Below are 12,014 nucleotides of genomic sequence, written 5' to 3' on the forward strand. Positions count from 1 at the left end.
GAGCCGGGGCGACATTAAATAATGACTGAGGTGGTTACCCGACGGGCACAGGCCTCCATCAGCCCTGATTAAGAATGCCTTTGACCTTGTCGCGCAGTTGGTCGATGGAGAACGGCTTGCCGATGACATGCATGTCGGCGGGCGCATCGATGTTCTCGGCGTAGCCGCTGGCGAAAAGGACCGGCAGCAGGGGACGCGCCATGCGTGCCTGAGTGGCCAGTTCCCGGCCATCCATGCCGGGCAAGCCGAAGTCGGTCATCATCAGGTGGATGTCCTGGGAGCTGTCGTTGAGAAACGCCAGGGCCTGCTCGCCGCCGTCGGCCTCCAAAACCTTGAACTCCAGCTCTTCCAGGACATCTACGATCAGCATACGCACGATGTCGTCGTCTTCGACGACCAGGATGGTGGATTGTTCGGCGGACATAAAGGGGCTCTCAGAGGTTGAAGGTACTGTGTCCAGTCGATAAGAAGTGCCGGACTCTTGCATGAGTAAGTCACGAAGCCCTACTAGTTCCCAATGGACCTGGAAAAAGAATAGCTGCGCACGCGCGGACAAGGATAACGCGCTCTGCCCGGCGGGCGCAGTGCAATGTAGGATTTTGCGCACAAAAACGTCAGAAAAATGGATCGATGTGGCGCATTTGGGGCAAAATCCCCGTTTTCCAATATTCCAACAGACGACAAGGCCCACCCATGACCACAGCGTCTTCGGTTGATGAACAACGCTTTCGTAAACTGCTGAGCCGTAATATCAGCCTGCCCTTGGGCGTCGGCGCGCTCAGCGCGATATTTTTCGTAGTCTTGATCACCTATCTGTTGTCAGTGATTCAGTGGGTGGAGCACACCGACCGAGTGATCAATAACGCCAATGAAGCGGTGAAACTTACCGTTGACCAGGAAACCGGCATGCGCGGCTTTCTGCTGGGTGGCGACGAGAAATTCCTCGAACCCTACGAAACGGCCAAACCAAGGCTGACGGTGACCATTGATACGCTATTGGAACTGACCGCGGACAACCCGGTACAGACCGATCGCCTGCACCAGATCCAGGTGCTGCAGAAGGAGTGGGGGGCGTACGCCCAGAACCTGATCGACCTGCAACGCTCCTCCGGGGATTATCGCAGTGCGGTCAAGGCGGGTCGCGGCAAACGCCTGACCGACGAGGTGCGCAAACAGTTCGAGGACGTCGTGGCCACCGAGCAGCAATTGCGCGCCTCGCGCAATGCCGATGTGCGCCGCACGACGATCTGGAGCATCAGCCTCTATCTGGTGTTCATCTTCGCCATCAGCGCCTTGCTGGCGTACATCGGTCGGCGCGATCTGCTCAATCTGTCGCAAAATTATGCGGCCAACCTGGCGGCACAGCACGCAAGCGCCCAGCGCCTGGAAAAACAGGCGTGGCTGCGCAATGGCCAGACCGAACTGGCCGAACAGGTGCTGGGGCAGTTGTCGCTCAATCTACTGGGTCGCAACATTCTGCAGTTCTGTGCGCAATACCTGGGTACAGCCGTCGCGGCGCTTTACGTGCGTGAAGAACACGGCGGGCTCAAACGCATCGCGACGTACGGTTTCTCCCGTGAGCAGGAAGCCCTGGAACAGCACATTTACAGCGACGAAGGCATTGTCGGCCAGGTGGCGCAACAGGCGCGTTTGATTCGTCTGGACTCGGTGCCGCAGGATTATTTCAAAGTCAGCTCGGGCCTTGGCGAAGGCTTGCCGCACAGCGTGTTGGTGGTGCCGACGAGCGATGATAAACGCGTCAACGGCGTGATCGAGCTCGGCTTCCTGCGCCCGCTGGACGACCGCGACGTTGAATTGCTTGAACTGATCGCCGGCAATATCGGCACGTCCATCGAGGCGGCGCGCTATCGCCAGCGCTTGCAGGAAGTGCTGGCTGAAACCCAGCAGCTCAATGAAGAGTTGCAAGTCCAGCAGGAAGAACTCAAGACCGCCAACGAAGAGCTGGAAGAACAGTCGCGGGTGCTCAAGGAATCCCAGGCTCACCTGGAAACCCAGCAGGTTGAGCTTGAGCAGACCAACGAACAGCTCGCCGAACAGGCGCAGACCCTGGCCGACCAGCGCGACGCCATGGACCTGAAGAACAGTGAACTCAACCAGGCGCAGGCGCAATTGGAAGAGCGTGCCGAAGAACTACAGCGTTCGAGCAAGTACAAGTCCGAATTCCTCGCCAACATGTCCCACGAACTGCGCACGCCGCTCAACAGTTCGTTGATCCTGGCCAAGCTGCTGGCGGAAAACCCCCAGGAAAACCTCAGCGCCGAACAGGTCAAGTTCGCGGAGTCGATCTATTCGGCCGGCAATGATCTGCTCAACTTGATCAATGACATTCTCGACATTTCCAAGGTCGAGGCCGGCAAGTTGGAAGTGCGCCCGGAAACCACCAGCGTCGCGCGCCTGGTGGACGGTTTGCGCAGCATGTTCGAGCCGATGGCGGCAGACAAGCGACTGGAGTTCCGGATCGACGTCCAGCCGGGCTCGCCGACGACGATCTTCACCGACCGCCAGCGCCTGGAGCAAGTGATCAAGAACCTGTTGTCCAACGCGGTGAAGTTCACCGAGCAGGGCTCGGTCAGCCTGACGGTTGCCAGTCAGCCCCACGACGGCATCGCGTTTGTCGTGCGCGATTCCGGGATCGGCATTGCTGCCGATCAGCAGGAGAGCATTTTCGAGGCGTTCCGTCAGGCCGATGGCACCACCAATCGCCGTTATGGCGGTACGGGGCTGGGCCTGTCGATTTCCCGTGACCTTGCGGCGCTGTTGGGCGGTTCCATCAGTGTCACCAGTGCGCCGGGGCAGGGCAGTGTCTTCACCCTGGTGCTGCCGCAGGAGTATGTGGAATCGGGAGATGCTCCAGCGACGCCATTGCGGGTTGCACCGGTGGCGAGCATGCCGAGCGCGCCGGCTGCCCTGCCGGCAGCACGGGTTACCGAGGTGCAGATTCCGCGTTTTGAGGACGACCGCACCATGGCGCCCTTCAAGACCCGCTGTATTCTGGTGGTGGAAGACGAGCCGAACTTCGCGCACATCCTCTATGACCTGGCGCACGAACTGGGCTATCAGTGCCTGGTCGCCCATGGCGCCGACGAAGGTTACGAGCTGGCAAGCGATTTCATCCCCGACGCCATCCTGCTCGACATGCGCCTGCCGGACCATTCCGGCTTGACGGTGTTGCAGCGCCTGAAGGAAAACGCCGAGACGCGGCATATTCCGGTGCACGTGATTTCGGTCGAGGACCGCGTCGAGGCCGCCATGCACATGGGCGCCATCGGGTATGCGGTCAAGCCCACCACCCGCGAAGAGCTCAAGGACGTGTTTGGCCGCCTCGAAGCCAAGCTGACCCAGAAGGTCAAGCGCGTGCTGCTGGTGGAGGACGACGACCTGCAACGCGACAGCATCGCCCGGTTGATCGGCGATGATGACATCGAGATCACCGCCGTGGGCCTGGCCCAGGACGCGCTGGATCTGTTGCGCACGCACATTTACGACTGCATGATCATCGACCTGAAGTTACCGGACATGCTCGGCAATGACCTGCTCAAGCGCATGTCCACCGAGGAAATCTGTTCCTTCCCGCCGGTCATCGTCTACACCGGGCGCAACCTGACCCGTGACGAAGAGGCCGAGCTGCGCAAATATTCACGCTCGATCATCATCAAGGGCGCGCGCTCCCCGGAGCGCCTGCTCGACGAGGTCACACTCTTTCTGCACAAAGTCGAATCCAAGTTGTCCCATGAGCGCCAGACGATGCTCAAGACCGCGCGCAGCCGCGACAAGGTCTTCGAGGGTCGCAAGGTGCTGCTGGTGGACGACGATGTTCGCAACATCTTCGCCCTGACCAGCGCGCTGGAGCACAAGGGCGCCGTGGTGGTCATTGGCCGCAACGGTCGCGAAGCGATCGAGAAACTCAACGAAGTCGAGGACATCGATCTGGTGTTGATGGACGTGATGATGCCGGAGATGGACGGGTTCGAGGCCACCAGCCTGATCCGCCAGGATCCGCGCTGGCGCAAGCTGCCGATCATCGCAGTGACCGCCAAGGCCATGAAGGACGATCAGGAGCGCTGCCTGCAGGCGGGCGCCAACGATTACCTGGCCAAGCCCATTGACCTGGACCGCCTCTTCTCTCTGATTCGCGTGTGGTTACCGAAGATGGAACGCATTTAGTGGAACGTACGTATTCAATGGAGCACAACAGCGAAATCGAGCTGCGGCTGTTGATCGAGGCGATTTACCTCAAATACAGCTACGATTTTCGTGACTATTCCGGGGCGTCGATCAAGCGTCGGGTGTTGCATGCGCTGAACCAGTTCGAATGCGCGACCATTTCGGCGCTGCAAGAGAAGGTGCTGCACGATCCCACGGCTTTCATGCAGTTGCTGCAACTGCTGACGATCCCGGTCAGCGAGATGTTCCGCGACCCTTCGCACTTCCTGGCCATTCGCCGGGAAGTGGTGCCGCTGCTCAGGACCTACCCCTCGATCAAGATCTGGATCGCGGGGTGCAGCACCGGCGAAGAGGTGTATTCGATGGCCATCCTGCTGCGCGAGGAAGGTTTGCTGGAGCGCACTATCATCTATGCCACCGACATCAATCCGCGCTCGCTGGAGAAGGCCAAACAGGGGATTTTCTCCATGGAAAATGTCCGCGCCTACACGCATAACTACCAGAAGGCCGGTGGCCAGCGCTCGTTTGCTGACTATTACACCGCCGCCTATGGCTACGCGATTTTCGACAAGAGTCTGTGTGAGAACGTGACCTTCGCCGACCACAGCCTGGCGACGGACAGCGTGTTCTCGGAAACCCAGTTAATTTCATGCCGTAACGTACTGATTTATTTCAATAAAAAACTACAGGATCGGGCCTTCGGGCTGTTCCATGAATCCTTGTGCCATCGGGGATTCCTGGTGTTGGGCAGCAAGGAAACCCCGGACTTTTCCAGCTTCGGCAACCAATTCGAGCCGTTGGTGAAACAAGAACGGATCTACCGTAAATCATGAGCCAGGCTGCGGATTTACCTCGGGTAGAGGCCATCGTGATCGGCGCGTCGGCCGGTGGTGTGGAAGCGTTGATGGGGCTTCTCGGCCCTTTGCGTCAAGGCTTCACACTGCCGATCATCGTTGTCCTGCACCTGCCGGACGAGCGCCGCAGCCAGTTGGCCGAGGTGTTCGCCCGCCGCGTGGCGATGCGTGTCGAAGAGGCGGGTGACAAGAGTCCCGTCGAGGCGGGCACCCTGTATTTCGCGACGCCCGGCTATCATTTGTCGATAGAACAGGACCGCAGCTTCTCCCTGAGCCTGGAAGACCGTGTGCATTACTCGCGCCCGGCCATCGACTTTTTATTCGAGTCGGCGGCGGATGCCTACGGCCCGTCCCTGGCGGCGGTGCTGCTGACCGGTGCCAACCGCGATGGCGCGAAGGGCTTGGCGCAGGTCAAGCGACAGGGTGGCCTGACCATCGTTCAAGATCCGAACGAGGCGCAGGTCGCGACCATGCCCCTGGCCGCGCTGGACACTCACCAGCCTGATCACATTCTCCCCATCCACGGCATTGGCCGTCTGCTTGCCGAGCTGGAACGAATCGCATGTTAAGTAATATCCAAACCAAGCTGCTGATCGTCGACGATCTGCCGGAAAACCTGTTGGCGCTCGAAGCGCTGATCAAGCGCGAAGATCGCGTGGTGTACAAGGCGCTGTCTGCTGACGAGGCCCTGTCGTTATTGCTGCAACACGAATTCGCGATGGCCATCCTCGACGTACAGATGCCCGGCATGAACGGCTTCGAACTGGCCGAGTTGATGCGTGGCACGGAGAAAACCAAGCACATCCCGATTGTGTTCGTCAGTGCCGCAGGCCGCGAGCTGAACTACGCGTTCAAGGGCTACGAAAGCGGGGCGGTGGACTTCCTTCACAAGCCGTTGGATATCCACGCGGTCAAGAGCAAGGTCAATGTCTTCGTCGAGCTCTACCGCCAGAGCAAGGCCATGCAGCGACAGGTCGAAGCCTTGGAGCAGAGCCGCCGCGAACAGGAAGCGCTGCTGAAGGAGTTGCAGAGCACGCAGTTGGAATTACAGCAGGCGGTCCGCATGCGCGATGACTTCATGTCGATTGTTGCCCACGAAGTGCGCACGCCACTCAACGGCCTGATCCTGGAAACCCAGCTACGCAAGATGCACCTGGCCCGGGATAACGCTGCGGCGTTTACCCTGGACAAGATGCATGCGATGGTTGATCGCGACGAACGGCAAATCAAGAGCCTGATCCGCCTGATCGAAGACATGCTGGATGTGTCACGGATACGTACTGGCAAGCTGTCGATACGACCGTCACGCTTCGACCTTTCGGTGCTGGTTCGCAACTTGTTACAGAATTTCATGCCGCAGATCGATGCCGCCGAATGCACGGTTTCCCTGGACGCTGAGCAGCCAGTGGTGGGTAATTGGGACGAATTTCGTATCGAGCAGGTGATTTCCAACCTGCTGACCAACGCCTTGCGTTACGGTGCCAAGGGCCCGATCGACGTGAAGGTGTACAGTGAGCAGGACCAGGCACGGGTGGAAGTGCGCGATTTTGGCATCGGCATTGGTGAGGAAAACCAGAAGCGCATTTTCCAGCAGTTCGAACGGGTGACCGCCAAGCACGCGGTCGCCGGGCTGGGCCTGGGGTTGTTTATTTCAGAACAGATCGTGACCGCCCATGGCGGCACCATAACCGTCGACAGCCGGATTGGCGAAGGCGCCCTGTTTCGCGTTTGTCTGCCGCTGTAGGAAAACAGCCGGACGAACGCAACCTCTGATCGACCTCACGGTCGTATCAGCAGCTATTGACCGAACAAAGGCTTCCCATGAGTGAAGATGCACAAGACGTGGTACTGATCGTCGAAGATGACCCCTCGATTCTGATGGTGCTGTCGGCTTATCTGTCGGGGGAGGGTTATCGGGTGCTGCAGGCCGAAAACGGCGAGCAGGCCTTCGCGATCCTGGCGAGCAAACCGCACCTGGACATGATGATCACCGATTTTCGCCTGCCGGGCGGGATCTCCGGTGTGCAGATCGCCGAGCCGGCGGTCAAGCTGCGGCCGGAACTGAAGGTGATTTTCATCAGCGGTTACCCGCAGGAAATCCGCGAGACCGACAGCCCGATCACGCGCAAGGCGCCCATTCTGGCCAAACCGTTTGACCTGGATGAGCTGCAGGAACTGATGCAGGACATGTTGGAGTAGGGATTTACCTGCGACTGCGGTGTGTCATGCCAATGAGCGGTGTCTGACACATCGCTTTCGCGGGTAGCCTGAATGCCCGCGGTGGCCGGTCTACCATCGCGAGCAAGCTCGCTCCTACAGGGGATTGCGGGATGCTTTTGATCTTTTGTGGGAGCGGGCTTGCCCGCGATGGTCGTTAACGATGACGCGGGTAGCCTGAGTGCCCGCGGTGGCCGGTCTACCATCGCGAGCAAGCTCGCTCCTACAGGAGATCGCGGGATGCTTTTGATCTTTTGTGGGAGCGGGCTTGTCGAGGCGTCGAACCGTCGCGATAATCTTTAACGATGACGCGGGCAGCCTGACTGCCTGCGGTGTCTGGTCGACCATCGCAAGCAGGGGGATTGGTTTCAGACCCGGATCATCTCCCGCACCTTCGCTGTCAGCAGGTCGAAGGTGAAGGGTTTGGTGATCATCTGCATGCCAGGGTCGAGAAAACCCCCGCGCACCGCTGCGTGTTCGGCGTAGCCGGTGATAAACAGCACCTTGAGGTCCGGTCGGTATTGTCGACCGATCTCCGCCAGTTGCCGACCATTCATGCCGGGCAGGCCGACGTCGCTGATCATCAGGTCGATGCGCTGCGCAGAATCGAGGATCGGCAGGGCGCTATCGGCGTCAGCCGCCTCCACGAACCCATAGCCCAGGTCACTCAATACCGTACTCACCAGCACCCGCACGGCCGGGTCGTCTTCGACGATCAGCACGGTCTCGCCTTTCTGTGCAAACAAGGGGTGGGCGATGTCTGTCGGGTGCTCCAGCGGCAGGTCGCCGCCAAAGCGCGGCAGGTACAAACTGACTGTCGTGCCTTCGCCTTCTTGACTGTCAATGGCCACGTGTCCGCCTGACTGCTTGCTGAAGCCGTAGATCATCGACAGGCCCAAGCCAGTGCCCTGGCCAATCGGCTTGGTGGTAAAAAACGGATCGAAGGCGCGATTGATCGTGCTCTGTGGCATGCCGCAGCCGTTGTCGGTGACGCTGAGCACGACATAGTCGCCGGGCTCCAGGTTGCTGTGGGCATCGGTGAAATCGCGCCCCAGTTGCCGGTTGGCGGTGCGCACCACCAGTTTGCCGCCGTCGGGCATGGCGTCCCGGGCGTTGATCACCAGGTTGAGCAGGGCGCTTTCCAGTTGGTTGCGGTCGGCCTCGGCCACCCACAACGCTGGGTCCAGGTGCATCTCCAGTTGAATGCTCTCATCGATGCTGCGTTGCAGCAGTTCGCCCATGGAGATGACGAGTGCGTTCATTTGCAGCGGTTTGGAGTCCAGCGACTGGCGCCGGGAAAAGGCCAGCAACCGATGGGTCAGGGCCGCCGCGCGATTGGCCGAGGTCACGCCCAGGTCGATCAGGCCATCGAGGTCATCGAGACGCCCCCGGGACAGGCGCCGGCGCAGCAGCTCCAGGCTGCCAATGATGCCGGTCAGCATGTTGTTGAAGTCGTGGGCAATGCCGCCGGTCAATTGACCGACCGCTTCCATTTTCTGCGACTGGCGCAGTGCTTCTTCGTTGTGGCGAAGTTCTGCGGTGCGCTCCTCGACTTGCAGTTCCAGGGTTTCGAGGATGTTCTGCAGGCGCATTTCGCTTTGGCTCAGGTCAATCAACCGGTCCCTGGCTTCGTATTGTCGCCTGCGCCCGCGCAAGGCGGTGGTCACTAGGCTGATCAGGGTGGCGGGGTGAAAGGGCCGCTCGAGAAATGTGACATTGCCCAGTTGCACGCCCAATCGCGAGGCGGGCCCCTGTTCCGGCCCGCCCCGGTGAGTCATTAGCACGATGGGCAGGTCAGACCAGGCCGGTTGCTGATCGATCAGATCGATCAGTGGCGCCATGTCAGCGCCGAGCAATGCCTCGGACGAAATCAACAGCAGACCGGCGCCATGCTCCAGTTCTGCGCACAGGCCGACGAGGTCGCGAGTCACGACACCCGCGTAACCCGCCTCGTTGAGCATCATCAGGGCAATCTGGCTGTCACGTCCGAGCGGGGCGAGGATGATCGCCCGCTCGGACGTTGCTGGCTGAACCATTACGACGCCTCGTCGGTGAGCAGTGGCTGCTTGGCACCCAGGTAGGTCGGTACGCCACGCAGTACGCCTTGGAACGCGTCCAGCGGCTCGCCAATGGTCATGCCTCGTGAGCTGATGCGGTATTCACGGATCTTGGACTCATGGCTGCCCGTGCGCTTTTTGATCACGGAAATGGCGCGGCGCACCTTGCCCGCCGCTTCGAAGTAGCGCAGCAGGATCACAGTGTCCGCCAGATAGGTGATATCGACGGGGGCCATCATGTCGCCGACAAGGCCATGCTGGGCGACAGTCATGAAGGTCGCTGTGCCCCTGCGATTGAGGTACAGCAGCAACTCGTGCATGTGCAGCACCAGCGCATTCTCTTCCGGCATCGCCGCTTGATAACCATTGAGGCTGTCGATGACCACGGTTTTGATCTGGTGGTCGTCGACGCAGCGGCGCACGCGATGAGACAACTCGCCGGGAGAGAGTTCGGCGGCGTCAACTTGCTCGATCATCAAGTTGCCTGTGGCTTGCAGGGCTTCGAGGTCGATATTCAGGCTTCTCATACGCTCGAACAGCAGGCCCAGCTCTTCATCGAAGATGAACAGCGCGGCTTTCTCGCCGCGGGCCACGGCGGCTGCGGCAAAGACCATCGAGATCAGCGATTTGCCGGTGCCTGCGGGCCCGAGGATCAGGGTGCTGGACCCCGTCTCGATGCCGCCGCCGAGCAAGGCATCCATTTCGTTGATACCGCTTTTGAGTTGTGTGCGAACAAATCTGCTGCGATGTTCAGCCGCGACCAGGCGCGGGAAGACGTGTATGCCATCCTCCAGGATTGTGAAGTCGTGAAAGCCGCCGCGGTACTTTTGACCACGGTACTTGACCACACGCACTCGTCGCCGCTCAGCGCCATAGTTCGGGGTCAGTTCTTCCAGGCGAATCACTCCGTGCGCAACGCTGTGCACGGTTTTGTCCAGGGACTCGGTGGTCAGATCGTCCAGCAACAGCAACGTGGCGTCGTAACGCACGAAGTAATGCTTGATCGCCAGAATCTGCCGGCGGTAGCGCAACGAGCTCTGCGCCAGCAAGCGAATTTCCGAGAGGCTATCGAGTACCACGCGGGTCGGCTTGAAGCGTTCGACCGCGTCGAAAATCTGCCGGGTGGTTTCACCCAGCTCCAGATCCGAGGAATACAGCAGGCTCTGCTGGGATTCGGTATCGAGCAGGCTTTCCGGCGGGGTCAGTTCGAAGACATGGATGTTCTCATCCAGCTCCCAGCCGTGTGAAGCGGCGCCCTGGCGCAGTTCGCGCTCGGTTTCGGACAGGGTGATGTACAACGAGCGCTCACCGGCTTGCGCGCCGGCCAGCAGGAATTGCAATGCGACAGTGGTTTTGCCGGTACCGGGTTCACCCTCCAGCAGAAATACATGACCACGGGACAAGCCACCGGCGAGGATGTCATCGAGACCCTCGATACCGGTAGCCGCTTTTGCATTGATCAACTCGTTAGATGTAGACAAAGAATGCCCTCTGGTGGCTCGGGTAGTGAGGCAACAGGCCGCAACGGCCTGGTTGGACTGCCTTTTCACTTGACCATTGGTCGCGATGAGCGTTCCACGGTTCTTGTCTTTTTATAGACCCTGTTGCAGTGCCGGGTCGTCCGGATTGAGCTGTTCCAGTTGTGCCTGGAGGATCTGCACGTTCTGCAGTTGCCCGCTTTCCTTCCAGTAGTTGATCAACAGTACGCGCGCCTTGCGGTCGGCCGGGTGACGCTGGACGATCTCCTGCAATTGCTTTTGCGCCGCTTCCAGTTCCTGCTCGTCATGCAGCGTCGTTGCCAGGTCGTAGCGGTAGTGCTTGTTGTCCGGTTCCAGCTCCACAGCCTTGGACAGGCCGAGCAGGGCGAACTCGCTCTGGCCGTGATGCAATAGCCACATGCCCAAGGCGTGTTGAAGGTAAGCGGAATCGGGCTGGGCTTTGAGTTGTTTGGCCAGCAGCAGCCGGGCGGCTTCGCCCTGGCCTTGTTTGTCGAGCACCTCGATTTGCATCACCAGCGCGGGCAGGTTGTCCGGGGCCAGGCGCAAGGTGTTGTCCAGCGCCTGTTGCGCCGCCTTGTATTCGCCGTTGTGCAGGTGCAGCCTCGCCAACTGATACTGATTGTCGGCACTGTCGGGGGCCTGCATCAGCACCTGCTCCCAGGCGTCGATGGCTTGTTCCAAGGGGCCGAAGTACAAACCCAATTCGTCTGGCGACAGCCCGAGCAACGCGTTCACGGCGGCCAGGCGAACACTTTGCTCGCTGTCGTCGAGCATCGGGCCCAGCAGCAAACTGCGCTGGCCGTTGGGCACCAGTGCGCTGATGCTGTTGATGGCGGCAATGCGCACTTCGGGCGCGGGGTGTTGCAGGTCGGCGTCCGCCAGCTTCAAGGCGACGGAGCTGGGATAGTTGGGCAGTTCGGCATGCAGCCAGACCCGGCGTTTGGGAGAGAGGTCGGGCCTGCCCAACTGCTGATAAAGCACTCGCGCCGCGCCCGGTTGGCCATTTCGCGCCTGGGTCAGCGCTTCGCTGTAGCCACGCCGGATCGCCTCGGGCACCACTGGGGTAGTGCTGCGCAGAAACAGCCAGGCAATGCCGATGGCGAGCAGTGCGCAGAGGCCGATGATCAGGTAGCGACGGGACTGGGGCATGCAGGAATCCGGGGCTGACAAACTGTTACAGGTCGCCAGCTTCGGTCAGGCCG

Annotated in this window: 9 protein-coding genes; 5 read left to right on the forward strand and 4 right to left on the reverse strand. The window is 60.2% G+C overall.

Translation table 11 applies throughout. The features are described 5' to 3' along the window. Positions 1-58 precede the first annotated feature (58 nt). Positions 59-424 (reverse strand): response regulator, encoded by a 366-nt coding sequence (locus AB4O36_RS08700; RefSeq protein ID WP_460123650.1) that lies wholly within the window; start codon positions 422-424, stop codon positions 59-61. A 269-nt stretch (positions 425-693) separates the two neighbouring features. Here AB4O36_RS08700 and AB4O36_RS08705 point away from each other — a divergent pair, with 269 nt between their 5' ends. From AB4O36_RS08705 to AB4O36_RS08725, 5 genes are all read left to right on the forward strand, one after another. Next, a complete protein-coding gene (locus AB4O36_RS08705) occupies positions 694-4,185 on the forward strand; it encodes a response regulator (RefSeq protein WP_460141487.1) in 3,492 nt (1,163 codons plus the stop codon). A gap of 17 nt (positions 4,186-4,202) precedes the next feature. Then, positions 4,203-5,018, forward strand: a complete 816-nt coding sequence (locus AB4O36_RS08710) for a CheR family methyltransferase (protein ID WP_460126657.1) — start codon at positions 4,203-4,205, stop codon at positions 5,016-5,018. Next, positions 5,015-5,608, forward strand: a complete 594-nt coding sequence (locus AB4O36_RS08715) for a chemotaxis protein CheB (RefSeq protein WP_460141488.1) — start codon at positions 5,015-5,017, stop codon at positions 5,606-5,608. Before AB4O36_RS08710 ends, AB4O36_RS08715 begins: the two co-directional genes overlap by 4 nt. Then, entirely contained in the window at positions 5,602-6,783 is a 1,182-nt protein-coding gene (locus tag AB4O36_RS08720) for a hybrid sensor histidine kinase/response regulator (RefSeq protein WP_460123658.1), read from the forward strand. The genes AB4O36_RS08715 and AB4O36_RS08720 overlap by 7 nt, the downstream gene beginning before the upstream one ends. Before the next feature lie 77 nt (positions 6,784-6,860). Then, positions 6,861-7,238, forward strand: a complete 378-nt coding sequence (locus AB4O36_RS08725) for a response regulator (RefSeq protein WP_460141489.1) — start codon at positions 6,861-6,863, stop codon at positions 7,236-7,238. Positions 7,239-7,624: 386 nt separating this feature from the next. On the opposite strand, the gene AB4O36_RS08730 is transcribed toward AB4O36_RS08725, so the two are convergent. From AB4O36_RS08730 to AB4O36_RS08740, 3 genes are all read right to left on the reverse strand, one after another. After that, positions 7,625-9,292, reverse strand: a complete 1,668-nt coding sequence (locus AB4O36_RS08730) for an ATP-binding protein (RefSeq protein ID WP_460141490.1) — start codon at positions 9,290-9,292, stop codon at positions 7,625-7,627. Further along, on the reverse strand, positions 9,292-10,794 hold the full coding sequence (locus tag AB4O36_RS08735) for an ATPase domain-containing protein (protein ID WP_460141491.1): 1,503 nt from the start codon (positions 10,792-10,794) through the stop codon (positions 9,292-9,294). The genes AB4O36_RS08730 and AB4O36_RS08735 overlap by 1 nt, the downstream gene beginning before the upstream one ends. Before the next feature lie 111 nt (positions 10,795-10,905). Then, positions 10,906-11,961, reverse strand: coding sequence for a tetratricopeptide repeat protein (locus AB4O36_RS08740; protein ID WP_460123669.1), 1,056 nt, complete (start codon positions 11,959-11,961; stop codon positions 10,906-10,908). Between the last annotated feature and the right edge of the window lie 53 nt (positions 11,962-12,014).

The sequence above is a fragment of the Pseudomonas sp. S2_E01 genome (assembly GCF_054668365.1).

What these genes read in the sequence shown, in the direction of transcription:
- AB4O36_RS08700 (WP_460123650.1), bottom strand. Translation starts at nt 424, where the DNA reads ATGTCCGCCGAACAATCCACCATCCTGGTCGTCGAAGACGACGACATC.
- AB4O36_RS08705 (WP_460141487.1), top strand. Translation starts at nt 694, where the DNA reads ATGACCACAGCGTCTTCGGTTGATGAACAACGCTTTCGTAAACTGCTG.
- AB4O36_RS08710 (WP_460126657.1), top strand. Translation starts at nt 4,203, where the DNA reads ATGGAGCACAACAGCGAAATCGAGCTGCGGCTGTTGATCGAGGCGATT.
- AB4O36_RS08715 (WP_460141488.1), top strand. Translation starts at nt 5,015, where the DNA reads ATGAGCCAGGCTGCGGATTTACCTCGGGTAGAGGCCATCGTGATCGGC.
- AB4O36_RS08720 (WP_460123658.1), top strand. Translation starts at nt 5,602, where the DNA reads ATGTTAAGTAATATCCAAACCAAGCTGCTGATCGTCGACGATCTGCCG.
- AB4O36_RS08725 (WP_460141489.1), top strand. Translation starts at nt 6,861, where the DNA reads ATGAGTGAAGATGCACAAGACGTGGTACTGATCGTCGAAGATGACCCC.
- AB4O36_RS08730 (WP_460141490.1), bottom strand. Translation starts at nt 9,292, where the DNA reads ATGGTTCAGCCAGCAACGTCCGAGCGGGCGATCATCCTCGCCCCGCTC.
- AB4O36_RS08740 (WP_460123669.1), bottom strand. Translation starts at nt 11,961, where the DNA reads ATGCCCCAGTCCCGTCGCTACCTGATCATCGGCCTCTGCGCACTGCTC.